This window comes from Negativibacillus massiliensis (genome assembly GCF_900148495.1).
GTDB lineage: Bacteria > Bacillota > Clostridia > Oscillospirales > Ruminococcaceae > Negativibacillus > Negativibacillus massiliensis.
Window position 1 is genome coordinate 979,843 of record NZ_FTRU01000008.1, and the last position, 25,795, is coordinate 1,005,637.

Annotated in this window: 25 protein-coding genes and 1 pseudogene; 2 read left to right on the forward strand and 24 right to left on the reverse strand. The window is 47.7% G+C overall.

Annotated features, from left to right (window positions below; genetic code table 11):
- Window positions 1–32: 32 nt before the first annotated feature.
- From BQ5375_RS10595 to BQ5375_RS10635, 9 genes are all read right to left on the reverse strand, one after another.
- Window positions 33–467, reverse strand: a complete 435-nt coding sequence (locus BQ5375_RS10595) for a hypothetical protein (protein ID WP_076917894.1) — start codon at window positions 465–467, stop codon at window positions 33–35.
- A 37-nt stretch (window positions 468–504) separates the two neighbouring features.
- Window positions 505–1,119 (reverse strand): GH25 family lysozyme, encoded by a 615-nt coding sequence (locus BQ5375_RS10600; protein WP_022133238.1) that lies wholly within the window; start codon window positions 1,117–1,119, stop codon window positions 505–507.
- Window positions 1,120–1,272: 153 nt separating this feature from the next.
- Window positions 1,273–2,076 carry a GNAT family N-acetyltransferase gene (locus BQ5375_RS10605; protein ID WP_083687604.1) on the reverse strand — a complete coding sequence of 268 codons (804 nt, stop codon included), beginning with the start codon at window positions 2,074–2,076 and terminating at the stop codon, window positions 1,273–1,275.
- Window positions 2,057–3,055: a Gfo/Idh/MocA family protein gene (locus BQ5375_RS10610; protein WP_022133236.1), complete on the reverse strand. Its 999-nt coding sequence runs from the start codon at window positions 3,053–3,055 to the stop codon at window positions 2,057–2,059. Before BQ5375_RS10610 ends, BQ5375_RS10605 begins: the two co-directional genes overlap by 20 nt.
- Window positions 3,056–3,067: 12 nt before the next feature.
- On the reverse strand, window positions 3,068–3,406 hold the full coding sequence (locus BQ5375_RS10615) for a DUF3784 domain-containing protein (protein ID WP_076917895.1): 339 nt from the start codon (window positions 3,404–3,406) through the stop codon (window positions 3,068–3,070).
- Between the two features lie 117 nt (window positions 3,407–3,523).
- Window positions 3,524–4,201, reverse strand: a complete 678-nt coding sequence (locus tag BQ5375_RS10620; protein WP_022133234.1) for an LrgB family protein — start codon at window positions 4,199–4,201, stop codon at window positions 3,524–3,526.
- Window positions 4,202–4,576: a CidA/LrgA family protein gene (locus BQ5375_RS10625; RefSeq protein WP_235849997.1), complete on the reverse strand. Its 375-nt coding sequence runs from the start codon at window positions 4,574–4,576 to the stop codon at window positions 4,202–4,204. It lies immediately after the preceding gene.
- Between the two features lie 141 nt (window positions 4,577–4,717).
- Window positions 4,718–5,854, reverse strand: a complete 1,137-nt coding sequence (locus tag BQ5375_RS10630; RefSeq protein WP_076917897.1) for a hypothetical protein — start codon at window positions 5,852–5,854, stop codon at window positions 4,718–4,720.
- A 17-nt stretch (window positions 5,855–5,871) separates the two neighbouring features.
- A complete protein-coding gene (locus tag BQ5375_RS10635; protein ID WP_235849998.1) occupies window positions 5,872–7,128 on the reverse strand; it encodes a hemolysin family protein in 1,257 nt (418 codons plus the stop codon).
- Window positions 7,129–7,551: 423 nt separating this feature from the next.
- Here BQ5375_RS10635 and BQ5375_RS10640 point away from each other — a divergent pair, with 423 nt between their 5' ends.
- Window positions 7,552–8,922 carry an MATE family efflux transporter gene (locus BQ5375_RS10640; RefSeq protein ID WP_076917899.1) on the forward strand — a complete coding sequence of 457 codons (1,371 nt, stop codon included), beginning with the start codon at window positions 7,552–7,554 and terminating at the stop codon, window positions 8,920–8,922.
- 47 nt (window positions 8,923–8,969) lie between these two features.
- On the opposite strand, the gene BQ5375_RS10645 is transcribed toward BQ5375_RS10640, so the two are convergent.
- Together BQ5375_RS10645 and BQ5375_RS10650 are read right to left on the reverse strand one after the other, a co-directional pair.
- Window positions 8,970–9,713 (reverse strand): heparan-alpha-glucosaminide N-acetyltransferase, encoded by a 744-nt coding sequence (locus BQ5375_RS10645; protein ID WP_022133229.1) that lies wholly within the window; start codon window positions 9,711–9,713, stop codon window positions 8,970–8,972.
- An 18-nt stretch (window positions 9,714–9,731) separates the two neighbouring features.
- Window positions 9,732–10,748 carry a C45 family autoproteolytic acyltransferase/hydrolase gene (locus tag BQ5375_RS10650; protein WP_022133228.1) on the reverse strand — a complete coding sequence of 339 codons (1,017 nt, stop codon included), beginning with the start codon at window positions 10,746–10,748 and terminating at the stop codon, window positions 9,732–9,734.
- A gap of 163 nt (window positions 10,749–10,911) precedes the next feature.
- On the opposite strand from BQ5375_RS10650, the gene BQ5375_RS10655 reads away from it, so the two are divergent.
- Window positions 10,912–11,439 carry a prolyl-tRNA synthetase associated domain-containing protein gene (locus BQ5375_RS10655; protein ID WP_076917900.1) on the forward strand — a complete coding sequence of 176 codons (528 nt, stop codon included), beginning with the start codon at window positions 10,912–10,914 and terminating at the stop codon, window positions 11,437–11,439.
- On the opposite strand, the gene BQ5375_RS10660 is transcribed toward BQ5375_RS10655, so the two are convergent.
- From BQ5375_RS10660 to BQ5375_RS10720, 13 genes and pseudogenes are all read right to left on the reverse strand, one after another.
- Complete coding sequence (locus BQ5375_RS10660; RefSeq protein WP_076917901.1) at window positions 11,378–12,229, reverse strand: MerR family transcriptional regulator; 852 nt, start codon at window positions 12,227–12,229, stop codon at window positions 11,378–11,380. The genes BQ5375_RS10655 and BQ5375_RS10660 overlap by 62 nt on opposite strands.
- Before the next feature lie 15 nt (window positions 12,230–12,244).
- A complete protein-coding gene (locus tag BQ5375_RS10665) occupies window positions 12,245–13,426 on the reverse strand; it encodes a CCA tRNA nucleotidyltransferase (protein ID WP_076917902.1) in 1,182 nt (393 codons plus the stop codon).
- Window positions 13,416–13,781, reverse strand: coding sequence for a VOC family protein (locus BQ5375_RS10670; RefSeq protein WP_022133226.1), 366 nt, complete (start codon window positions 13,779–13,781; stop codon window positions 13,416–13,418). The genes BQ5375_RS10665 and BQ5375_RS10670 overlap by 11 nt, the downstream gene beginning before the upstream one ends.
- A 106-nt stretch (window positions 13,782–13,887) precedes the next feature.
- Entirely contained in the window at window positions 13,888–15,315 is a 1,428-nt protein-coding gene (locus BQ5375_RS10675; RefSeq protein WP_022133225.1) for an ABC transporter permease, read from the reverse strand.
- A complete protein-coding gene (locus BQ5375_RS10680) occupies window positions 15,302–17,098 on the reverse strand; it encodes a COG1361 family protein (protein ID WP_022133224.1) in 1,797 nt (598 codons plus the stop codon). Before BQ5375_RS10680 ends, BQ5375_RS10675 begins: the two co-directional genes overlap by 14 nt.
- A gap of 215 nt (window positions 17,099–17,313) precedes the next feature.
- Window positions 17,314–18,033 (reverse strand): annotated as a pseudogene (locus BQ5375_RS10685) (ABC transporter ATP-binding protein); the annotation flags it as partial.
- A 160-nt stretch (window positions 18,034–18,193) separates the two neighbouring features.
- Window positions 18,194–20,527: an ATP-dependent Clp protease ATP-binding subunit gene (locus BQ5375_RS10690; RefSeq protein ID WP_076918154.1), complete on the reverse strand. Its 2,334-nt coding sequence runs from the start codon at window positions 20,525–20,527 to the stop codon at window positions 18,194–18,196.
- A gap of 170 nt (window positions 20,528–20,697) precedes the next feature.
- Entirely contained in the window at window positions 20,698–21,402 is a 705-nt protein-coding gene (locus tag BQ5375_RS10695) for a CvpA family protein (RefSeq protein WP_076917903.1), read from the reverse strand.
- A gap of 31 nt (window positions 21,403–21,433) precedes the next feature.
- Window positions 21,434–23,140 (reverse strand): DUF5711 family protein, encoded by a 1,707-nt coding sequence (locus tag BQ5375_RS10700; protein ID WP_076917904.1) that lies wholly within the window; start codon window positions 23,138–23,140, stop codon window positions 21,434–21,436.
- A gap of 7 nt (window positions 23,141–23,147) precedes the next feature.
- Entirely contained in the window at window positions 23,148–23,924 is a 777-nt protein-coding gene (truA, locus tag BQ5375_RS10705; RefSeq protein ID WP_076917905.1) for a tRNA pseudouridine(38-40) synthase TruA, read from the reverse strand.
- 227 nt (window positions 23,925–24,151) lie between these two features.
- Window positions 24,152–24,712, reverse strand: a complete 561-nt coding sequence (locus BQ5375_RS10710; RefSeq protein WP_076917906.1) for a fumarate hydratase C-terminal domain-containing protein — start codon at window positions 24,710–24,712, stop codon at window positions 24,152–24,154.
- The gene (locus tag BQ5375_RS10715; protein ID WP_076917907.1) at window positions 24,696–24,971 is read right to left on the reverse strand and encodes a hypothetical protein; all 276 of its coding nucleotides are present in this window, start codon (window positions 24,969–24,971) and stop codon (window positions 24,696–24,698) included. Before BQ5375_RS10715 ends, BQ5375_RS10710 begins: the two co-directional genes overlap by 17 nt.
- Window positions 24,972–24,985: 14 nt before the next feature.
- Window positions 24,986–25,690, reverse strand: coding sequence for a hypothetical protein (locus tag BQ5375_RS10720; RefSeq protein WP_022132635.1), 705 nt, complete (start codon window positions 25,688–25,690; stop codon window positions 24,986–24,988).
- Between the last annotated feature and the right edge of the window lie 105 nt (window positions 25,691–25,795).

Sequence of the window (25,795 nt, forward strand, 5' to 3'; positions counted from 1 at the left end):
GAAATTCGGTGTCCTTTTTCTTTTATATCAGATTATCCTCTGAGCGCATATTTTCCTTTGATGGTCAATACTGCAACGCCTTTTTTGACAAAAGCATAGTCGAACAGGTAACCTTCCCGCTTGGAACCTTCTTCTGCCAGCTGCTGTAACTGACAGAAAATATCACTGTGATGATAAAGCTGATAATCGCCCTTAACAAAGGTCTTCAAATGATAGAACAAAACGATCAGACCTTTTTCCTCCAGGCTCTTTAACAGCTCTGCGCGGTGTTTTACCGATTCCATGCCTTCCTTTTCGTCTGTCAGATGAACTGCATCCAGTGCTGTACTGCGCAGCTCCTCTTCCCTGCTGCTTCGCAGTTCAAAGCGGCAGACAGGATAGCGGACCGCTGCATGGATCTGCTGCAATACTTCTTTTTCTTCTTCTGTGATTGTTGGCGAAACGGTATGATTGATATGAACGCTCATCGTTTCTTCCTCCTTTATTTTGATTGCTGTTTTGTACTTATCCGTTCAGGTGATTGAGTCCCGCTTTCTTTAAAATCTGCGGGTAATCCTTATAGCAGACATTTTCGTCCACATTGCCCAGGATGCCGTCCACCTTTGCCTCCCAGGTAAACTGCCACATACCATATGGCTTATCGAATTTGGGTGCGGACACTCCCACATGAGCAATCCATCGGTCGTAGGCATTCAGCTCCTTGCTGGAAAGTTTGGTTCGAAACCAGGAAACCATGCTGTAAAGTACCGCATAATATTTCTGTCGTTCCAGCTCCTGGCAAAAGGTCTTTGCAATGGGTGCAAGGTCGCGGATCGGTTTTTGCTCCGGCGCTTCGATATCCACTGCCAGTGGCAGAGTCAGCTGTTTTCCCTTCACCGACTGGAGGAAAAACTGTGCTTCCTTTAGAGAATCCAGCGCATTTGCTGCACGCAGATAATGGTATGCACCCACATGCAGACCGGCCTTGGTCGCCTGCTCATAGTTTTTATCAAATGCGGGGCTGAGATAGCTCTGTCCTTCGGTTGCTTTGAGCATAACGCCCCAAATCCCGTCTTTTTTTACGCGGGAAAAATCAATATCGCCCTGATGGGCGGATAGATCCAGTACACGAAAATTCATCTGTTCCTGCCTCCTTTACTGGATTGCGTTGGCTTTTCAGTTTTAGCCAAATGCTCTCCGTTTCATTCTATGCAGAAGAACGGATTTTCGACCTCTCTCTATCCTTCCTTTTAATCTGTAATAAATTTCTTGTTTCCTGGCATTATATCAAAATTAATGCAACATTTGTTCTGTAAAGCTTATATCCTTTACAGATAATTCAACCCATGCACTCCGATATCCGCAGGCAATTGCGTTTCGTTTGGAGATAAGATTGGACCACGCGGTACAATAAAACGGGATTTTTCCCTTTGCAAACACCTCTCGGGTCAATGCAGAGGTCAGCGCTTTCGCAATACCGCGTCCCCGAAACTGCGGCAGGACATCAATCCCGATCTGCCACAGCTGATCGCAGTCATCGCTGACGCCGGCAACTCCTGCAAGCTCTCCATCCTCCACAAAGCCGACCGCCGCGATGCGGTCCTTCTTCTCCCCTTCTGTGGTGTAGGACAATGCCATGGAAAACCGGCGATCCGAATAGAGCTTTTCAATCTGCTGATCGTACAGCCATTCTATCGTAAGCCCAGGCAGGGTGATAACCTCACTTTTAGGGTCAGGCAAAAAATATTCTGCCAAAAAGCAAACAGCTTTTTGATACTTCTGCATCTCTTTGGAAATCTGATTGAGATGCGGGGTATCAAACGCATAGAATGGATAGCGGCAGCTTTGCAGGTACTGACAGACAAAGTCATATACCTTCTCATCCGCCACCGCCACAACTCCATTTCCATAGGAAACAAACTGGCAGAAGTGCGGCTGCGTATAATATTTTTTTGCGCCGCAAAGCGGTTTGGAAAGCAGAACGGTATTTTCCTGCTTTTCAAAATCTTCAGGTGAGCATCCGCAGTCTTTGGCTGACTGCTCCATTGCTGCCCGGCGTATCATTTCCCAGTTAAAATCATTGCTCAGACAGTTCAAAATGGATTCCTGCCTCCTCGCGTGCCATCTTCATCACACGGCTGACCGTATACGCAATCGAGCTGACATAGCGGTACTGTGCCCGGTTCTGCTCTGGCTGTGTGATAAATTCATAAAAGCGCTTTGCCTCATAGGACATCTGCAGATATTTGTCGGTATAGGTGCTCAGCGGCTGCGGCTGTCCTCCTACCGGAGTAAAGGTCATATCGGTCAGTTTGGAGATGCGTGGGATGCGGATGACGCCGTGTTCTCCCTGAATTTCCGAACCGATTTCTCCCTGTGCGGTTTTGGAATAGGTCAGTACAACCGTTTTGTCTGCATAATGCAGGGTCACACAGCCGCTTCCATCCGCTCCGGTAGACAAAAACCGTGCATGCGCCGACACTTTGTCCGGCATGCCAAACAGCATGACTGCCGGATAAACACAATAGATTCCAAGATCCATCAGTCCGCCGGTTGCCATATTCGGATTAAAGATGTTTGGCACTTCACCTGCAAGATATGCCGGATACTTGGAAGAATACTGCGAAAAATCCAGTCTTGCCAAATGAACACCGCCCAGACGTTCCACTGCGCCCTGCAGTATCCGCATCTCCGGCAGATAAACTCCAATCAGCGCCTCCATGTAGACAAGGCCTTTTTGTTCTGCCAGCTGCTGGAGCTCCATGAGCTGTTCCGGCTCCACAGTGATCGGCTTTTCGCAGATAACGTGCTTTCCATGCTGCAAAAACAGCTTGCTCTGGCTGTAATGCAGAGCATTGGGGCTTGCAATATAAACCGCGTCGATCTCCTTATCCTCAGCCATTGCTTCCAGATCGGTGTAGACCTTCTGTGCACCCCACTGTTTTGCAAACTCTTCCCCTTTTTCCTGACTGCGGGAATAGCATGCAGTATACTCTAAACCTTCTACCTCGCGGGCTCCCTTTAAAAACTCACCGGCAATCCATCCGGTACCAATTGATGCAAAACGAATTGACATACTGTTCCTCCATTATTTTTTCCGAAAGCGTTTCTTTGTGTTCATGTAAACAATCATCCATACAATCAGCAGGACATATGCAGTCCATCCTATTCCATACACCGATCCAAATGGCAGTCCTGCCAGAATCAACAGCTCCATCCCGATTGGCAGGATACTCAGCACGATGATACATTTCCCGCTGAAACGAAGCAGCCTTTTTTCGTCCCACTTTGCCTTTTCCTCTCGACTCATGGTGTTGTAACCTGCGAGCAGAAAACCCGCCTTCCCACCATACAGCAAGATTCCGATTATCAGCATGGGGAAGCATACCACTGCTGCTATCGCCAATCGTGCAATGCTTTCTACCATATGGACCCCTCCTTTTCAGCAGATAATCCTTCTCTTTTATCATAACACAAAAGCCCTTTTGGCTCAAGAGGATACGCTTTTCCTCTTCCAAAAGGGCTTTTTCTATCCATATTGCTTTTATAAAAACATTGTGAGCAGAACGGTGATCATTCCTGCAACACCGATTGCGATTCCGCTCATCGCGCCCTGAACCTCTCCCAGCTCCAACGCCTTGGTGGTTCCCAGCGCATGGCTGCAGGTTCCGATTGCGATGCCCGCTTCTACCGGATTCTTCACGCGGAACAGTTTGATCAGCGCCGGAGCAATCACTGCACCGATAATGCCGGTCACGATAACGGCTGCAACCGTGATGGAAACGATGCCGCCCTGCTGCTTGGAAATCTCCATTGCAATCGGGGTGGTAACACTTTTTGGAATCATGGATGCCGTCAGCTCATCGCTCAAACCAAATAATTTGCACAAAACCAGTACGCTGACAATCGAGGTCAGGGAACCGGTCAGTGTTCCTGCCAGAATCGGCAGAAAATTCTTTTTGAGCACTTCCCACTGACTGTAAATCGAAAGGGCAAGTGCCGCAGTTGCCGGAGCCAAAAACATCGAGATGATCTGTCCGCCCTGCTGAAAGCTTTCCAACGGGATTGCAAATCCCTGAAGTACCGCAATACAGATTGCAATGGCAATCAAAAGCGGATTTGCAAGCGGAGAACGGGTCTTGCGGTTGATCCACAGACCGATCTCAAAGGAAAAAATACACAGTACAATTCCAAATAACGGAGAAGCATAAATCTCGCTCATCTACTTTTCCTCCTTACTAAGACGCTTTTGCCATGCAGTAACCAGACGGATGGTAAAAGCCGAAACCATAAAGGTCAGAATGGTAGTAATCAGACAGATTGCCAGCAGCGGCAGGATCTTCCCTTTCAGAACATCCATCTGTTCAATCAGTGCAACACCGGAAGGGATAAAGAAAAATGCCATGTTTTTAAGCAGAAAGTCTCCCTTTTCCCGGATGTGCTCCACCTTGAGCAAACCGCTCAGCAGCAGCAAAAACAGCAGAATCATGCTGATTACGCTGGACGGAAAAACAAACGGGAGCAGCTTTGCAATCAGTTCCCCCAACAGGCAGATGCCAAACACAATGCCAATTTGAACCAATAATTTTACCTTCACACCGATCATCCTCTTTTTTATTATCCTGGGAAAATTCCCACGGTTACCTATTATAGCACCATTGGTGAAGATGCTCAAGATTTTCTTTGTTTTTTTTATAAAAAAAGTGAAGGGAAAATTCCCTTCACTTTTTGTGCGTTATTAAAGCTGAGCGCTTTCCGATTCTTCGGTCTGCTGCTCGGTTGGAGCGGTTTCCTCAGTCTGTTCTGTTTCCTCGGTTGGAGTCTGAGCAGGCTCGATGGTCTGCGGCTCTGTTGTGGTTGTAGTCTGAGGTGTTGTTGTCTCCTCGATCTGAGGAATACCCGGTACAGCACCTTCCGGTGGGTCTTTGATCGCTACCAGCTGATAATGATCCTCTACCTTTTTCAGTTCATAGATCATGTATTTGCTTGGTGTCGGGTCAGACTTTTCCCCTTTGATGCTCTGCATCCACTGGTTATCTGGAGCCAAGTAGCCTACTGTCAGTTCAAAGATGTCTCCATTTCTGGAAATTTCCTCTACCTGTGGGGTATAAAGGATATTTGCATCGACCGGTACATAGTAGGTCTGAGTTTCCTCATCAAAGGAATACAGCGACAGGTAATCTTCAAAAGACTGATGGTTCAGTGTAACACTGGAGCCAAACAGCGACGCACACGCAACGTCAACGTCACTCTTTGGAACCGAAACCATGTTTCCATCACCGATACTGTATTTGTCATTGTTGCTGATAACTGCCGACCAGATAGAGGAACGGAGCAATGCCAGCTCGCCCATCTCGTTCGGGTCCTCAAACGGTACCGGGTCAAACATCAGAACCGGAAGGATGATGTCGGCAAACTCCTCTTTCTGTTTAGAGTTGTCGATCAGGCTTTCGGTTGCACGCACCCCAAATACTGCAACGGTAATGACGCCAATCAGCGCCATCAGGATAAAGAATCCTCCCAGCGGGACTGCTGCCGAATATTTTCGGCGGCGTTTTTTAGCTGCTGCCTTCTTTGCGCTGTCTGTCTGCGGTGCAGAAGGCTGTTTGTTCTTTGTTTCTTTTTGAGCAGAAGGCTGTTCCTTTTCTGTCTGGTTCTCTTTTTGTTCCGGCAAAGCTTCTGCTGCTGGTTCAGACACAGCTTCCGATGCAGCATCCGGTGCAGTTTCCTCCGCCTTTGGTGCAGACTCTGCTTCTGGTGCCTCCTTGGAAGCTTCCTCTATTTTGGAAGAGGTTTCTTCTGCAGCGGGTTTAGAAGACAGCTCTACTTTCTGCCAGCCCTGCCCTTTATTTGTATTGGGTTTTCTTTTTGACATCACTCAACCCCATTTCGTTATTTTTCTTCCTCCGGCTGTGATTCCTTCGGTAAAAGTTCAACCTTTAATTTCGTGATGCGCTGTTCATCCATCTCTTCGACTGTTACACGGATATAACCGTTGTAAACAAACTGTTCTCCTACCTGTGGGATATGTTCCAGCTGTTCCAGAGTCCATCCGCTTACAGTATTGTAATCGGTGTCAAAGGAACGGTTTTCCGGATCAAGCTCCTCCATCAGGTCGTATACATTATAGTCTCCGCTGACTTCATAAACAGTGTCACTCTTCTTGACCAGTTCTTCTTCAAAGTCATCGTATTCATCCCAGATTTCGCCAACCAGTTCTTCCACGATGTCCTCGATGGTAACAAGACCCATTGTGCCGCCGTAATCATCGGTAACAATGGCAAGCGGCATTTTTTCCTTGCGCAGTTTTTCCAGCAGTCTGGAAAGATTCATGGTCTTATGTACAAACAGGCACTGTGTGAGCAGATTGCGAATATCATGGTCCTGACTGTTGATTTCGTCTTCCAGAATATCACGGACATGAACCAGACCGATAATGTTGTCAATAGAACCTTCATAAACCGGAATACGGGAAACCTTACTGTCCTTTGCAAGTGCCAGAATATCTTCCCAGCTGTCCTCCACATCCAGAGTAATCATATCAACACGTGGAGTTACAATTTCCTGTACCTCAATTTCATCCAGTTCCAAAGCCGACTGTACCAGGTCGCTTTCTTTTTCTTCCAAAACGCCCTCTTCTTCAATCGACTCGACAATGTACTTCAGTTCTTCTTCGGTAACGGATGGCTTTTCACCATCTTCGCTTCCGGTAAATTTTGCCATTAAGCGGGATAATGCGTTGAGGATCGCTGCAAGTGGCTTAAAAATCACCATCAGAATGCTGATAGGACCGGAAACCGTCATCGCAAGAGAATCCGCATGGCTTTTTGCGTAGTTTTTCGGAAGAACCTCACCACAGATCAAAACAACAATGGTCATAACAACTGTCGATGCCGCTGCACCCTTTTCTGCACCCAGAAAGACAGTAAAAATTACTGTTGCAAGCGAAGCGGAAGCGATGTTTACGATGTTGTTTCCGATCAGTACCGTAGAAATCATGCTTTCATAGTTTTCTGCGATACGCAATGTTTTTGCGGCTCTCTGGTCTCCGTTTTCTGCCATGTTTTTCAGGCGGATCTTGTTGACACTGGTCAACGCCGTCTCTGACCCGGAGAAAAACGCCGAAAGCGCTACACAAATTACTACCAATAAATAAGATAACCCGCTACTACTGTCCAAAATTCATCAGCTCTACTTTCTTTGAATAAATTTTCTGAAATGGATGGGTTTTCCTTTTCAGTCTGTATTTTATTTTATCAGAATTTTTCTGGTTTCACAAGTTTTTTTGTGATTTGTTTACAGTGATTTCATAGCCTGCTGGCTTTCATCCTTGCAGCAGACCTGTTTTTCTCCCGTTTTTGCCGTTTTTTAGCCAAAATCATCGATTCTCCCCGCTTATCATCCCACCAAAAAGCACGGGTTGTCAATTCTGCTTAAATTTATCCCGCTTTTTAAAAAAACTTCCAAAAAAGCTCTTGACTATGGTGTAAGACCATAGTTTATAATCTCTTTACGTCAAGAATAGATTTCAGAACGATTTCTTTATCATATCTGCAAGAAAGGACATTGGCTATGAAAAACAAATTAAACAGAGATTTTTATCGTTATGTTCTGCCTTCCATGGTCTCCATGTTGCTCAGCGGATTCTACTCGATGGTGGATGGCGTCTTTGTCGGAAACGCAGTCGGCAGCCAGGCGCTTGCCGCAATCAACCTGGTTTATCCGGTTCAGGCCTGCATGAATGCCACCGCCTTTGGTTTGGGTGTCGGCGGAGCGGTACTGATGAGCAAAAACTTAGGACAGGAAAACTACGAGGAAGCAGACCGCGCGATGGGCAGCACCATCTCCGTCCTTTTGATTGCAGCCGCTGCTTTGATGGGGATTTTCTGGCTGACCAAAGATCTGTGTATTCAGGCTCTTGGTGCCACCGGCGCAATTGCCGACTATGCGCATGACTACATCTCCATTATCATTCTGTGCGGATTCCTCCCTGTGCTGGGCAACGGCATCACCCCACTTATCCGTAATCAGGGCAAAACGATTGAAGCTACCATGTTCATGAGCTCCGGTCTGATCACCAACATCATTCTCGACTATGTGTTTGTATTCCGCATGAATCTGGGTCTGACTGGTGCAGCTCTTGCCACTGTCATCGCACAGGGCGTTGTCGCAGCCTTTAACCTTTCCTATTTATTCCGCAATTACCGCAATGTCTTTACATGGGATGGATTAAAGATTTCCTTCTCCCGTTTGAAAGCGATGGTCCGCATCGGCATTTCCCCATTCGGACAGACCTTGATTCCATCGGTCATCATCGTCTTCACTAACTGGCAGTGTATCCGCTATGGCGGCGATGATGCTCTGGCGGTATTCTCTCTGCTTTCCTACGTGCTTGCTTCGGTTCAGCTGCTACTTCAGGGTGTCGGCGACGGAATCCAGCCGCTGCTCAGCTTCTACTATGGTGCAGGCAAACGTCACGAAATCCATTATCTTTTCAAAAAAGGAATCATCAGTTCTATTCTGATTTCGCTGATTACCGCAGTCTGCGTTTCGGTATTCCGCGCTGAGGTCGTCATGTTGTTTGGTCTGGAAGGTCACGTTGCATCCCAGGCACAGCCTGCTCTGGTTATCACAGCCTGCGCCTTTTTGATGGTGGGCATCACCCGCTGCATCAGTGCTTATTTTTATGCGGTGGAAAAGACCAACGTTTCTTCCCTGCTGGTGTATATCGAACCTTGCCTGTTTTTCCCGATTGCACTGTACACTCTGCCGCTCTTCTTTGAGCTCAACGGTGTATGGCTTGCCTATCCGGCAGCCCAGCTTGCCCTCGCTGCTTTGTGCATCGCTCTTTATATTCGCGTAGAGCATCGGGCAAACCGTTCGGAAAGTGCCGCAGTAGGAAGTTTCGAGATTAATCTCCGCAATGATGCTGTCAAAGAATAATGGATAGAAAAAAGGCTCTCTAACATAGAGAGCCTTTTCTTATTAAATTAAAAGCGAAAGATCAGCCACAACACCCCATAAACCACCGGCTGATGGAACAGGTAGATCCACAGACTGTTTCTGCCAAGAAAGGCAAGCCATTTGCATCGGGAAGGATAAGCCCATTGAGGAAGCGAAAACCGGGAAAAGAAGCTTCCTGCCCAGAACAAAAACAGATATGGCAGCAGCGGAAAATAGTCAGAAGACTGAAAGCTGCTGTTATAAAATCCGAGGAAACAAAAAAGGTTTGTCTGATACAATGCACGCGGAAGTGTAATAGAAAGCTCCGGTGAAAAGCCAATCCAGCCCGACTGAACATGATAGGTAAGCCAGAATAAGATAAGACAACCCACAAGTCCAATCGAAGCCGGAATTTTTTCGAGCAATCCTCTTACAGGATTTGCAAGCAGCACCGCAACCCCCAAAAAATGAAGCAGACCAAACACGATCAGCAAATTCGGGACAAACAATGCCGTCACTACCGTAAACAGCATGCCCAGCAAAAACAGACGAAGTCCCCGTTTCAGATTGCTTTTGGAATAGCGGCAGCACGCTCCGGCGATGAAGATAAAGACACCGCAGATCGAAAGCTGCCAGAAATCTGCTGCCGGAGAGTAAAACCATCCCATTCCCGGCAGACCTACTACCGCCGCCAGATCGTAGCAGATGTGGTAAACCAGCATGCTGATAATCATAATACCGCGCAGCTCATCGTATAAAAGGACCCTGCCTTTTTTTGTCACCGTTTCCATCGTGTTTCCTCCTGTTATTTAAAAGGAAAAGCGCGTTTCCTTTTGATATTCCCCGTGCCATGGATTTTGTGGGCACAAATGAATTTCTCCCCGCTTTAGGTCGTAAATTACCGACCAAAGCGTATCCATCCCTTCCTCAGGCTGGTATTGACAAAGAAAACCCATCTGCCCGGAAAAGAGTTTTTTCAGCCACTTGGTGTCTATCTCTTCCTTTTTATTAAGGCAGGCATTCTGCACCGTTTGCAGTCTTTCCTGCGAGTGAATCAGATCCGGCATCCGAGTCTGATGGCGACACATCTTGTTGCTTTGCAGATGATTGGTTGCCGCCAGAAAATTTTCTTTGTTCGGAGATAGAACCTCTATTTCTTCACAGTTACATTCCACCACCGCAATTCTTCCGCTTTTGTCCGCAAGGGTCAAAGTCTGCATCGAAGAGATCGGAAGATGTTTAAGTGCCTTGATTGCCTCCGGCACATCCTGACAGTGTTCCAGCAGATATCGTACCAGCAATCCCGCATGAAGTCCGGGTTTTCTGACAGTCGGATACAAAAAGGTAAGCCCCACTGCCAGTCCATCCTCATTGACTCCATCTTCCATCTGCGTTGGTGTTGTACTGTTTGCAAAAAAAGATTTTGTCTCTGGAAAATGAAAAACATAACTGCTGCATAAAGAAGCTGCCTGCGGCAAAAAATCGCTGTTTCTTGCAAGGTATCCGTTTTCCCCACCGACTGCAAGGCAGGTACAGCCCTGAAATGGCGGAAAGGCATAGATGGTAAAAAACCTTGTGCTCCATTCCTCTATCGCGATACCGGATGATGAACAAAAGCCTTCCATCTCTTCCAGAATCGAAGGATAAACCGTTCGGCAGATTTTCTCACATTTTGCTGCAAACGCCTGCTTTTCTTCGAGAATTTCCTGCGGGATTTGCTGTGAATCTTCAGCAGAAAAAAAGAGCCTGTTTTTCTTTACCAGATCACTGCTTCCAACCTGTTTGCCAGCTTCAAAGGGAGTAAGGCCCAAATCCAAAAAATACATATCCATTCTCCTTTTTGGTTTTTCAGCCGGCGCCTGGCTTACAGGCAAAGGATAACGGATTAAAAAATTTATGTCAAGAGAACATCATGACAATATTTTCTCATTTTACTTTTCTCTTCCTCTGTGCTATCATGGAGATAACCTTGTTATGGGAGGCCCATTCATGAACGATCCAAAGGAAGCTGTCTATACCTTTTTGCAGCAAAACAATATTTCCTACCAAACCTGCTCTCATCCAGCAGTTTATACCATTGAGGAAATGATGGCACAGAACATCCCGCACAGCGAAGCGATTGCAAAAAACCTCTTTGTGCGGGATGACAACAAACGTCACTATTATCTAATTGTAATCCGCGGCGAAAAGCGGGTGGATCTAAAACAGTTTGCCAAAACTGCCAACACCCGCCGCCTGGGATTTGCTTCTGAAAAAGACCTTTTTTCCATCCTGTCACTGACCAGAGGCTCGGTCACACCGCTCGGCATCCTCAACGACAGCGAGAAAAAGGTAACAGTATTCTTTGACCAGAGCTATCAGCATCAGCTGATTGCGGTCCATCCAAACGAAAACACCGCAACGGTTTACCTAAACGCCGATGACCTGTTTGAACTAATCAAGGCGCATGGAAATCCTATTTTCTGGCTGCCGATGGACTGGTCATCGCCGGCTGATCTTCCTCCTCAAGCGGAATAAACAGCTCTGCATAATAATGATCGAGATTGGTATAGGAAATCATGGGAATCTCGGTCATCAACAGTTTATTTTGCAGACGGATTCCTTCCTTCTGGGCAAACCGAAGCATAGGAGCGACATTTTCCTCCCGAAAATCCGCGTTTTTAAGCCTTACGATGCTGTGTAGTGCCGTCATCTGCGGGATGGTGTTCTGTGCCTGCTGTTGGCCCAGCTGTTTTGCAGTCTCCCTGTTTAACAGCAGCATGGTGCGGACCGACTGAGGGTTTAACTTTTTACCAAGCGGGGTGTCCCAAAGCGGGAACTCACGCGCTAGTTGGCAGAAAATATACCGGTCATGGTCCATGCCAAGGACTTCCTCCAGATAACGGTTCAGGCTGTCTTCCCGCTGTTCAAACAGAATATCGCTCTGGGGAAAGGTCTGAATATCGATACTCTCCCCCATCTCCTGAATCTTTGCCGCAATCGATTCCACATGTTCGATCCGCTTGAGCAGCTGCTGCTCGTAGCGGATCTTTTTTTCTGTTTCCAGCCGTTTTTGATGCAGCAGGTGCATCAGCTGTTCCTCATCGCACTGGTCATAGATGCTCCGAATCTGCTCGATGCTCATGCCCAGCCCCCGATAATATCCGACATCCAACAGCTCCATAATCTGATAAACCGAGTACATGCGGTAGCGATTTTTAGGATTGACCTGAGGGTGAACTAAGCCTTTTTTCTCATAAAAACGCACCGCATCAATGCCAAGTCCCAGCATCTGTGCGACCTGCGAAATAGAAAACATTCGATCCATAAAAACCTCCTCGCATTAAAACAGCTGTTTTGCTCTCTCAATTAGTTTTTCAGTGTGATTTTGCAAAACTTCCTGCATACATTCTTCCAAAAGCTGATTTAATATTTCGCCGACCTTTTTCCCTTTTGGACATCCCGCTTCCAAAAGCTGTCTGCCATCGACCTGCAAGTCAGAAAGAGAACAGCAGCCCTCCTTTGCTCTGGCAAATGTATCAAGCTGCTGCTGTCTGGCCTTTTCATCAAGATGATTGGAAACAAAAAGAAGGCTTAGAAAATCCTCTGTTGTCTTTTCTCCAAAGGCATTTAAACATCTTCGAAAATCCACTACAGTTTCCGGCGTATTTTGCAGAATTTCCCAGAGAGCTTCTTCCCTTTTGCTCTCTGTTTTTGGCGCTTTCAGGCGCAGAAGTACATCCTTTGCCCGCTTTCCCTGACTGTGATAAAGCCAGATCAGCCGCAGAAAAGCGTCCTCGGGCAGTCTTCGAATCTCATCGCCCAAAACATCGAGCTCCGGAAAAATCTGCCCCCACACTTCTTTTAACGCAAAGGTCTGCGACACCCACCTTCCACACAGTGCTTTGCAAAGCTCCTCGCAGATTCGCTCGGCAGAGATTTCGCAGAGCAATTTTGCTTTGTCGCAGGCAGCTTGGCTGCTTTCCTGCTGAATAGAAAATCCTAGCACCGCAGAAAAACGGACCGCACGCAAGATACGCAGCGCGTCCTCCTCAAAGCGAAGCTTGGGGTCTCCCACGCAGCGGATTGTTTTGTTTTTGATATCCTCTTCCCCGCCAAAGCAGTCGAGCAATCCTTTCTCCGGATGGTACGCCATGGCGTTGATGGTAAAGTCACGCCGGGAAAGATCCTCGCGGATTTCTCTGGTAAAACGGATAGCGTCCGGGTGGCGGTGGTCGCTGCATCCGCTCTCGATGCGGTAGGTGGTAATTTCATACACCGCTCCATCCTCGATGACACCAACCGTTCCATGCTGCTCGCCATTTAACAGCAGGCGTTTGTCCGAAAAGATCTCCTTCATTCGTCCGGTACTTGCCGAAGTGGTCATATCCCAGTCGTGCGGTATCTTACCCATCAAACTGTCACGGACACATCCTCCAACAATCCATGCCTCTTCCCCTGCCGCTTCCAATTGCTCTATCAGGTGCAGCACCTGCGGTGGAAGCAGGATCTGCTTATTCTTCATCGACAATTTTCTGGAACTCCAGCAGGTATCCGTCCGGATCTGCAAAGAAGAAGGAGTAAACCGGGAACTTTGGATGGCGGGCAGGCGCACCTTGTGTTTTGATTCCCAACGATTGCAGACGCTGGTATTCCTGATCCACCTGCTGTGTATTCTCACAGTTTAACGACATGCAGACACCGCTTGCCAGTGGTCTGCCGTCATCATACTGGCAAAATCCCCAGTATCCTTTGTTGCAGCTTAAAATAATACAGCTGCCCATCTCTTTCCAGACTGTCAGCCCTACCACCTCAGTATAAAAGCGGACGGTCTCCTTTAAATTGCTGACTGGTAAAAAGGTAATGCTCGATTCGATCATTTTTTGTTCCTCCTCGCATTTTATTTTTATTATACCATGTTATCCTAGCAGTTTCACCCGAATTTATAAAAAAACTCCCCTCAGCTGCTGAGGAGAGTTTTTAAAGTTACTCGTGTTTGATTGCTTCCAGCGCGGAAATTTTGACCGCCCGGTTTGCCGGATAAAATCCCGAAACCAGACCGATGATAGTCGCAAAAACAATCGCCGAAATCATCAGCCATCCTGGAATGATGGAAAGCTCGGAGCCCATTGCCATGGAACCGATGCCGCCCATCAGGCCGGAAAGAAAGTTTCCGTTTTCTCCGTTTAAGCTTCCGTTCGTGGCAAGGTAATTGAGCAGCTTCGAAATTGCAAGGCTTACCCCAACTCCGGCAAGACCGCCGCAGAATCCGATCAACCCTGCTTCCATCAAAAACACCTCGCGGATATTCGCAACCTTACATCCAAGAACCTTCATAACACCGATTTCTCGTGTGCGTTCATAGATGGACATAATCATGGTGTTGGTGATACCGATTGCCGCTACCAACAGGGAGATTGCAGCAAGGCTTCCCAAAAACAGCTGTTGCTGCTGCATCTGTTTCTGCATCGGTTCACGAACTGATTCCAGCGAATAGGTTTCAAACCCCATTGCCTTGATCGCTTCGTCAACAGAGGACACCGCATCGATATCCGAGACCTTTACCTTAACTTGGGTGTAATTTTCCAGTCCATCGTTTCCGCTGTAACTGTTGTTCGGGTCTGTTTTGATCTTGTTGACCCGCTTGTATTCCTTGTATAATTGCTGCAATTCCCGGATATCCATAAAGCAGTAGTAGCTTGTTTCCCAACCGAGGCTTGGATTGGACTCCAGCACACCGGTCACATGGACATCTCTGGTGATGGTCGGATATTTTGGATCTCCTTTGTCATCCTGCTCCTGCGATTCCAGCTTCATGACAATCTTGTCCTTCATCGGATTGACAAACGGGTCCGGCAGGTTTCCTTTTTCATCTGGAACTGCGCTGATGCGGTTGTTTCTCCAGCTGCGCTTGGTATCCTCAAACTCATAAACGGATTCACTTCCGAACATGATGTTCGCTGTCTTTTTGGGAGTAGCGCTGGCTGTCAGCAGCTCACCTTCTCTGGTCTTGTATCCAAAATAGGAAAGCGCTTCCGGATAGACTCCCATTACATTATAAAGTTGCATCTTGTATCGGTCGTTTCTTCCGGAAACAATGCTCATGTTCATATTGGGAACATTGGCAAACGGAGTGACTGCCACCACATTTTCAATCTGCTGAATCTGCTTGAGGGCATCGTCATTGAGCTTTGGTTTATCTTTGGAAGAGCCGTAATTCTGAATGGTGATCTGGGTCAGGTCGCCCATCTGTGCCAACGATTCCTCCATCGCCTTGGTCATCGCCAGTCCCAGTGAAATCATTACTACAATCGCACAGGTACCCACTACAACGCCGGTCATGGTCAAAAGTGTCCTTGCCTTGCGCCGCAGAAGGTTTCTCATGGTCATCGAAATCAGATCAAATATTCTCATCGTCGTCCTCGAATTCTGCCGCAGCCTTTCTCTTCTTGACCACACGAACCGCAATCAGGACTGCCACTACACAGACACCGCCGACCACTGCCCACATCTGCCAGCTGTTCGGGTCCTTCACTTTGTCCCAGAAACTTTCTTCCGGCAGCTGCGGTTCTTCCATTCCCATATCCACATCCATGCTGCCGGTCATCATATCGTCAGCCGGTGCTTCCAGAATGGTGGTGGAGAATGGTACGCTGAGCGAGCGGACATTTCCGGCAGTATCCTCATAAGTATAAGCAATCTCGCCCTGAAGCGGTCCGGCTGTATCCGGAGTGAAGGAGAACTCAACCTCTCCCGACACACCTGCTGCAACGTTGCCGACATGCTCTACCTTGCCAGCTCCGTTAAAATCGCCCACCAATGTCGCGGACAGATTGTAAATATCGCCGCGGCTCTTGTTGACATATTTTCCGGTGATATAGATTTCTTCCCCGACGCTGCTTTCCAGAAGGTCCGCAATCGGGTCAACTGTGAATCGGTCTGGCTGCATGGTCTGCACCGATACCTGCTGGGTCATCTCACCTTTTTGTCTTACCCCGTTCAGTACATATTCATAGGTAAAGGTAATATCGATTGGATGAGATTTTGCCTCTGCATTTGGCAGCACCGAAACGTTGATGCTCTTATCAAAGCTGCTGCTCTTATTGATGATTGGCAGATAGAAAACATTGGTCGAATCGACTACCTGCAAGCCCTCGCTTGGAGCGATCTTCACGATGATGTTTTCCAGGTCCACCTGCTGGCTGGTATTGACACAGGTGAAATCCAGAGAAAATTCACTTCCTGCTGCAATCTGATCCTGTCCACCAGTAGAAAATTCCTGTAAAAGCAGATATGGTGTTTCAAACACTGCACTGGTAGAAGCATCTCCGCCTTCTCCGTTGGAATTGCCGCTTTCACCCACAGTGGTGCCGTTGTTGGTGCCGGAATTGTTTCCATTATTATTGGTCGTGTCGTCTACCGGCTTGCTGGTTACGGTTGTTCCATCCGGAGAATAGATGGTCGAGATGCTCTGATTTTTATTTTTGTCAAGCTGATCTTTGTCGCCATAACCGGAATCCGGAGCGGAACCAGTATCTTTATCGGTAATGGTAGTTTTGTCCTTTGGTTTTGTTACGGTCAGATCCACCTTTGCCTTGGTAAAGACAAAGCTCAAGGTTGCTGTCTGGTTCTTGATATAGGTAACATCCCCGCGGGTCGTTGTCTTGCTGACATAAGGATACTGGTAGGTCAGGTTCATCTTCATCTCATTGGAATCGCGGAAAACCACATTCGGCAGCTCGATGTCCAGATCGATGGTATCGTTGTCACCTTCCGAGCAGGTAATACGGTTGGAAAATGCTTCGCCTGCTGCTGAACCCAGATTATATTTTAAATAGTAGGAACTTTCTCTGGTCGATGTCATCTTGGAGTATTTTCCTGTTCCATCGCACAGATGCAGGGTAACGTCCACCCGACCATAGTTGGTCTCCACTTCCTGCCCTTTCTCATCCTGATAGATCACGCGGGTTGCGTTAAAACCAATCAGGTCGGAACCTGCTGCATGGGAAAAAGTTCCAATCAGGTTTCCATCAATATCGTAAAAGGTCAGATCAGGCTGTTTATCGGTATGTACAGAAGTTTTCTTTTTAACAACAGCGGCGCTTGCCATCGTAGACAAAACGCCGCCCATTACACCAAGAACCATCAGTACTGCCATCATCAGGCAAACAAAACGGACAAATTTTTTATGCTTCATTGTTTCTCCTCATCTTCCCTTTCTTGATCGGTTATCTCTTGCTTTTCTTCCATTTCCTCCGGTTTCTCATCCACCACTTTGCCCGGCTGTTTGGGCTGTTCCTGCAGGTCATCCGGCAGCAATGCGTTTACCACCTGTGCCATCTCATCGTCCTGAGAGCTTTGCAGCGCTTTTGATGCCGATGTATTTTCCGGCAGTGCTGCTGTTTCTGACGATGCCGACGGTTCCTCCGAAATCTCTGCAATCGACCGGTTTTCTCTGTCATCTACCACCTTGCCGTCAATCAGCGTGATGATGCGATCGGCATACAGTGCAAGCTCCCGGTCATGCGTTACCAGAACCAGCGTCTGATTGTTTTTCCGGCAAAGCCGCACCATCAGCTCCATGACCTCTTTGGTGGTCTTGGTATCCAGGTTTCCGGTCGGCTCATCGGCAAAAACGATCTTTGGCTTTGCCACAAATGCGCGGGCAATGCCGACACGCTGCTGCTGACCACCGGACATCTGTGCCGGTTTGTGGTGCATTCGCTTGCCCAGTCCAACCTGTTTTAAAATCACCTTGGCTCGACGGTTTCGCAGACCTTTTCCGATTCCGCGAAACATCAGCGGCATCGCCACGTTTTCCAGCGCACTGTACGATTGCAGGAGGTTATAAGACTGAAAAATGAATCCGACATTTTTCTGCCTGAATTTCGCAAGCTGTCCCTCAGACAAGGCCGAAACATTCACTCCGCCAATCAGCACTCTTCCTTTGGTCGGCTTTTCCAGACCTGCCAGCTGGTTTAGCAGGGTCGATTTTCCGGAACCGGAAGTTCCCAGAATACAGCAGATCTGCCCCTTTGGGATTTCCAGATTGATTCCTCCCAAGGCAACAACCTTTTCTTTTCCCACCGGGTAAATCTTATACAGATTTTCAATCTTGATGATCGCTGCCATTCTGTCATTCCTTTCCAGATAACCTACGGGAAATATTTCCCTTTTTCTCAGTACAGAAACAGGATAGCATAACAGTCTACACTTGTCAAGTTATCTTTGCACTTTCTGTATAACATTCACAAAAAAATCGGTACAGAACGTATCTGTACCGATTTTACCTTTAGTCAAGAACATGCAGCACGATGTTGTCATCCTCTGCGCTGATCTGGATTCCTGCCGGCTGATTTGCATAGCGTTCCACCAGCAGCGAGCAGATCTTGTCTTCCACCTCTTTGCGGATCAGGCGGCGAAGATCTCTCGCACCGCCCTGTTTGCCATGTGCTTTGTGGGCGATGAGCTTGAGTGCTGCCTCATCCCACAGGCAGGTGATTCCTTTTTCTGCCAGAGGTTCTTTGAGCTCACCCAGCATCAATTCTGCAATCTTTACAAAGTCTTCCTCGGTAAGCTGGTTAAAGATAACCACCTCATCCACTCTACCCAAGAATTCCGGACGCAAAAACTCAGAGAGCGACTGCATTACACGGTCACGGACAATATCGGATGGGGTCTTGTTAAATCCAAGTGAGGAAGCACGCTGTTCGGTTCCACAGTTGGAGGTCATCACGATAACGGTGCTCTCAAAGGAAACGATTCTTCCCTGAGCATCGGTGATCTTTCCTTCATCCAGAATCTGAAGCAGAATGTTCATGACATCCGGATGTGCTTTTTCGATCTCATCAAACAGAACAACCGAGTATGGTCTTCTTCTTACCTTTTCGGTGAGCTGACCTGCTTCATCGTAGCCAACATATCCTGGAGGCGCACCGATGATGCGTGCCACGCTGTGTTTCTCCATAAACTCGGACATATCCAGACGAATGAGCGGATTCTGCTTGTCGAACAGTTCCTCGGACAGCACCTTGACCAGCTCGGTTTTACCTACACCGGTAGGACCGACAAAGATAAAGGAAGCTGGACGGCGTTTTTTGCTGATCTGCACTCTGGAACGGCGGACTGCTGCACTGACCAGCTTGACCGCTTCATCCTGTCCGATGATGCGTTTTTTCAGCGATTCTTCCAGAGAGGATACACGCTGCATCTCCGATTCCTGAATCTTGCTTGCCGGAATTCCGGTCCAAAGCTCGATTACCTTTGCAAGGTCTTCATCGGTTACCTTCTGACCCAGAGCTTCGCTTTCCAGTTCTTTTGCCTGACTTTGCAGCTGGAGAACCTTTGCCTTGTTTTCTGCCAGCTTCTCATAGTCAACATCCTTATCCTTCTGCTCTTCACTCTCGATTACATGCTGATATACCTTGATCTGGCGGTTATACTCATCGTACTGTGCCAGCGTTTTGTTGCGCAGGTTTGCACAGGAGCAAGCTTCATCCAAAAGGTCGATTGCCTTGTCCGGCAGGAAACGGTCGTTGATATAACGTTCCGAATAAAGTACGGCGCGGCGGGCAATCTCATCGGTAACGGTGACACGATGGAACTGCTCGTAGTATTTCTTGATTCCTTTGAGCACATCAACGGTCTGTTCAATAGTCGGCTGATCTACCTTAACCGGCTGGAAGCGGCGTTCCAGCGCTGCGTCTTTTTCGATATGCTTGCGGTATTCATCAAAGGTGGTTGCACCGATGACCTGAATTTCACCGCGGGAAAGTGCTGGTTTTAAAATATTGGCAGCATTCATCGAGCCTTCCGAATCACCTGCACCGACCAGACTATGCACCTCATCGATAAAGAGGATTGCATTGCCGATCTTGCGCACATCATCCAGAAGTCCTTTGACACGACTTTCAAACTGGCCGCGGAACTGGGTTCCCGCTACCAGAGAGGTCATATCCAGCAGGTACAGCTCTTTTCCCTGCAGCATTGCCGGAACGGTACCGTCTGCAAGCTTCTGCGCAATTCCTTCTGCGATTGCAGTCTTGCCGACACCCGGTTCACCAATCAGACAAGGGTTATTTTTGGTGCGGCGGTTTAAGATCTGGATAACGCGCTCGATTTCCTGATCACGTCCTACAATGCGGTCAATCTTTCCGTCCTTTGCCTTCTGGGTCAGGTTCTCGCAATGAGCAGAGAGGAATTTATATTTTTTCTTTTCACGATCCCGCTCTTTTTTCTCGCGGGAAGACATTTTTTTCTCTGTCTGGGAGGACTGGGAATCTTCTTCGTCGCTCATTTCATCCTGATTGTAGAAATCCAGAGCAGCATCCTCATCTTCGCCGTCCATTCCCATCTGCGGCATGTTGAACATCTGCATGAATGGCATCGACTGAGCGCCGCCCATATCAAAGCTGTCCCCAAAGGTGTCCATCAGACCTGCCATCTGGTCATCCATGGCATCCAGCTGTTCATCGGTAATTCCCATCTTGTCCAGCAGATCGGTCACCGGCTTAATGTTCATCTCTTTGGCGCATTTGATACACAGTCCTTCATTGATGGACTTGTCCCCCTCCATACGGGTGATGAACACAACTGCCATCCTTTTTTTACATCTGGAACACAACATATTTTCATTCATCGATCTATATAACATCCTTTCTTTTTCAGGAAACCAACATTTATAATTCTAACAGAAGCTTCTCCAAGCTTTCTATTCATTATAATCTTATTTTATGAACAAGTCATGAAAAAGTTCTGTCTATTTGTAACACAAATGCTTTGTAGTACAACGATTGGTTAAGCAAATAAGGTCAGTGGGTCAAACGCATAGAATTTGCTCAAAATCAGCGTGTCCATGATAATTCCCTGATTGCAGTACTTCATGCTTCCGATAAAATAAAACACCAGCTTGAGCACAATACAGATCAGGTACAGGTTAAGCGATGCCTGCAAGAATCCCATCACACCGCCCAAAAAGCGGTCGATCGGGGACAAAATCGGCGAACGGAACACAAAATGAACCGCCGAAGTTAACAGGCGCACAAAGATTCCCAATGCTGCAAAGATGATGGTAAACAGTGCAACCGAAAGGAATCCCCGCACTGCCGGACCAATCACCATCTGTTCCAGTGCGGCGGTCACTTCGGACACACCGCCTGAAAGTGCCTGAGAAATTGCATCGGTATCCACCGCCATCCCCAAGATGTTAGCGGATATCCTCGGTAGCTGCTCCACACCAGCCTGAAGCTGCGCCACAATGTCCGAAAGCTGTCCTCCTTGGAGGTTGCGATTTAAAAATGCTGTAACCTCCGTCTTAAAAAACTGATTATAAATGATTTCCGAGCCCCATCTGGACAGGTATGCCGCGCCAAAAAAGGCTGCCAGCTGACCGATCAGACGGACAACTCCGGTGGCAAATCCACGCTGGGTGCTGTACGCGATTGTCATTAGAATGATCAGCACCGCTGCCAGATCATAGGCAAGGACTACCAATTTATCCATTCCTTGTCCTCCTTTTTATTTTCACATTCTGCTACGACGCCGGACGACGGGAAGAGAAGAAGGATTCTTCTGTCTGTTCTTCCTGCTTCTCGGTATCTTCCTTCTTATCCTCATCGTTTGTCGTCTGTGTCTCATCCGAGGATGGTGTATCCTGTGCCGGACGGCGGGAAGAATCCTGCTGCTCTTTATCACTTTCTTCCTGCGTAAATTCCGGTTGGATATCCCCGTTTTGAATTGGAACCTGTTCCGGTCCCTGGTTTACCATTCCGTCTGGATTATCCGGATCAAACGAATCGTCCTGCTCGACCGGACTGGTTGTTTGATCCTCCTGATTTTCTTCTGTCTGGTCTTGTTCTGTCGACTGAGTTGTTTCATTCTCCTGCTCTGTCGGCTCTGTTTCAATAAATCCTTCCTCATAGACGGTCTCAGGCTCGGATTCACCGACTGTTACCTCATTTCCTTCCGGTTCCTCCGCTGCATTCTGCATACCGTTGAGGATACTCTGCAGCAGATCCAGTTCTTCCTGACTCTGCTGTTGTTCCTCTGCATCCGGAAGCTGCTGCGGAGAATGGCTTCCAAACAAGGAGAACTTGGAAGGTTCTTCCAGCGGCAGGCGTACAATCTGGGTGGTGGTCATCGCATAGATCGAGTTGCCCATCGGCTGGATGTCGTAATATGCCTCGTTGCTCTCTTCTTTCAGCAAGGTGCAATCGTATGTACTGTACTGCTGGAAGGAGGAAGCTCCCAGCACCAGAATGGTGTTGCCATAAGCCTTCACCTTTTGCAGGCTGTCGGTCAAGGTGGCTGTGCCGTTGAGGGTAAAGAAGTCGGATGCCACTGAAGCCATGGTATATTTTCGATCCTGCTCATAATCGCCGAACACCAGGATCACACCGTTGTCATACATGGAAAATGCAGCCAGCGACTGTCCTTTGTAATCAAACTGGCCGGTCATCCGTCCTTCCTGTGAGAGGATAAATGCGCTTCGGTCGGTAATACAGCGCACATCGTTTCCATCAAACTCCAGATCCAGAATCAGCTGATTTGCGATTTCATATCGGCATTTCTGCTCGCCGTTCTTGATGATGGTCAGTGCGTTTTTCAGCTCTCCCTGTTCTACATAGGACGAAGCGATCGCCACAGAGGAACCGTTGTCCGAGATTGCCAGCGCTGTTACGGCATTGTCCGTTTTCCAGGTGTACAGTTCGCGTTGTTTGGTATCCATAACCAGAACCTGTGTCTGTGCGTTTTCGGTCTGGGTCGCAATCGCGATGCAGCCATTTTCCGAAATATCGCCGCAGCGAATTGCACTGTCGGTCGTTCCGCTGTAAAACAGGTTGTTTCGGCTGTATGCTGCATAGGTTTTGGACCCGCGGTCATAGTTTAACAGCATGGTTCCGCTGGTTTCCACCTGTGGATTTCCCATACGGTGCTGTGCGCTATAAACCTCGCTTCCGCTGGTGTTATAAAAATAGATGGTTGTTTCGTTGAGCATAACAAGGCTGCTTTCGTTCTGATACATTCCCTTTGCTTTTCCGCCGGGAGCATCAATTGGATATCCAGGACCGCCCTTGATCATATCCACTACCGAAGAAAGCCCCGCAAAGTTTGGTGTATTGACAATACTGGACAGCAGATAGGTGCCGACCAGCACCAGAGCAATCAATGCAAGCAGCTTCATGCCCCTTTTTCGGGCTTGTCTGCGCTTGAGCTCTCTAAAATCTGTTATCTTTGCCATCGTGTTTTCATCCTTCCGACTCATTCTCCGGCTTGTGCCAGTCATAGAAAACCTGATCCAGATATAATCCCCATGCCGGAGCGGTTGCTCCCGCCACCGACCGGTCCTTCTGCTCCAGAATCTGCGGAATGCAGCCTTCCGGCTTTGTTCCGGCGGCAATTTCCAAAATGGTTCCTACCATGATGCGAACCATATTATATAAAAAGCCGTCGCCTTCCACAAAGAAGGTCACCAAATCCCCGTTTCGGGTCATGCCGCAGTTTGTGATGGTCCGCACATGATCTTCCACCGAGCTGTTTGCTGCACAGAAAGAGGAAAAGTCGTGAGTACCAATAAAATATTTGCATTCCCGATTACATTTTTCCACATCGATCGGATAGCGATAATCGTACTGTAAACGGTAGGCAAACGGGTTTTTGATCTCGCTGTTGTTGATCTGATAGAGATACCTTTTTCCCTTGCAGTCATACCGCGCATGAAAATCAAGCGGCACCTCCCTGCAATCGGTGACTGCAATATCGTAAGGCAGCTTTACATTGAGTGCACGTATCAGACTTTGACAGGGAATTTTGCTGTTTGTCTTTACACTGACACAAAACATATTGGCATGGACTCCGCTGTCTGTACGGGAGCAGCCCTTGATGTCCTCTCTTGCACCCAGCACACTTTCCAGCGCATCCTGCAATACCTGCGCCACTGTGACTGCGTTTTTCTGTACCTGAAATCCATGATAGTTTGTCCCCTGATACCGTATCGTCAGGAGAAGATTTCTCTGTTCCGGCATAGATTCTCCTTCTTTATTTGATCCGCCGCTGCTTGTTGTGACGGTTTTTTCTAAAAAATATCTTCCACATATCTATTAATTATACCAGATTTTTTTGATTCTGTCATTATTGCCCTTTATAATAAAACGTAAATTTACCGGAAGCTTTCTTCAAATCCTCCTCTTTTTCGCCGTAAAACACAAAAATCCCCCGAAGCCATTGCGGCTCCGAGGGCGTTTTATTTTGATTAGAAACGACGATATTTGAATTTTCCAATATCGAACAGATTTCGACCGGTGCTGTCAGCAGCAACTGTTACCGGAAAATCCTTGAGCTTGTAGCGGCGGATTGCCTGATCTCCCAGCTCTTCCAATGCAACGGTTTCCCATTCTTCCACACACTGGGAAAGCAGTGCGCCGGTTCCGCCAACTGCTGTCAGGTAAACGCCTCCGTGTTTGTTGATTGCTTCATAAGCATCTTTGGAGCGTTCTCCCTTTCCAATGGTTGCAACAACACCCAGCTCCATCATTTCGTTTAAATAAACATCCATGTTCTGAGCGGTTGCCGGTCCTGCTGCTCCAATTGCAGTGCCGCCTTTTGGAGCTGGGGAAGGATTGGTATAAAAGATGATGGAACGGGAAAAATCAACCGGCAGCATCTTTTCCTCTTCCAACAGATCATGAATCTTTCTGTGTGCCTGATCGGTAAAACCATATACCCAGCCGGAAAGCAGCAGATGATCCTCCACTTCCAGATTCTTTGCATTTTCTACTAACTCTTCTGTGTCCATTCTACGAATTTCTTCCATCAAATGGGGCACCACCTTTCTTTGCGCGCGCAACAAAATCTCTTGCTGTACGCACCCAAAAATTTTTATCTTTAACCTGCGTTTTCAAACGGGAAAGCACAGGTCTTTCTGTTTGCCTTGTAAGCCTGGGTGTCTGTATGTAAGGTTCAGTCCGCCCGACCCCCGACTGTTGTCCGGATACTTCAGGCTTTACCTTCTCCGCTTTTTCTGCCTTCTCTGCCTTTGCGCTGTTTTCAAACACAATATTGTCATCCGACACAGCGGCTGAACCTGCTATTTTCCCAGTGGGGAATCATATTTCTCTGCCCGCTGCTGCAACTGAACCGATTTTTGATAAACCGCTTCCCTTGCATGGGAAAGGTCGCTTTCAATCTGGTCAAAGCGACTGTTGAGCATATTAATCGACTCGTTCATTTTGCCGCGCAGAAAAGCAAATTCCTGCTGCATGCTGTCCATTTTTTCCAGGATTGCAGAGATAAACTGGTCGGTGTCCTTGGAAATTTCCTGTGCCCGCCCGTTTGCTGTATCGATGATCGATCTTGCCGTCTGCTGTGCTTCCAGGATTGCAGAACCGATGGAGGCTGCTGCCTCATCGTATTTTTTGCTCTTGTCAGCGGCGATCTTCATCTGTCCGGCAAGCTCGCGATTTTTTTCCTGCATTGCCTGAAAATCCCGATCACGCGCCTGAGAATATCTGCGCTGGCGGTCGATTTCCTCCTGAAGCAGACCGATCATTTCGCTTAAGCTTTTGTTTTTTCCTTTTTCGGTATCCAGTACACCCGAAATATGCTGAAGCTTCTGCTCAAATTCCGCGATCTGACCTTCCAGTTCTTCTCTGGAATGGGCAATCTGGCTGACCTTTTCCTGAAGCGCTGCCTCCGACTGTGCCGCAGTACGGCTCATCTCATCTATATATTTCAGCACCGCTTCCTTGTCATAACCCCAGAGATTTTTCTTAAACTCCGGCTGTTTTTCCATCCTGCTCACTCCCCATCTGTTGAATCAATGATAATTCCCATTTATTATACCATCTTATCTGAAAAAATGGAAGGGCTTTTCTACCGTGATATGACAGGAAATCAA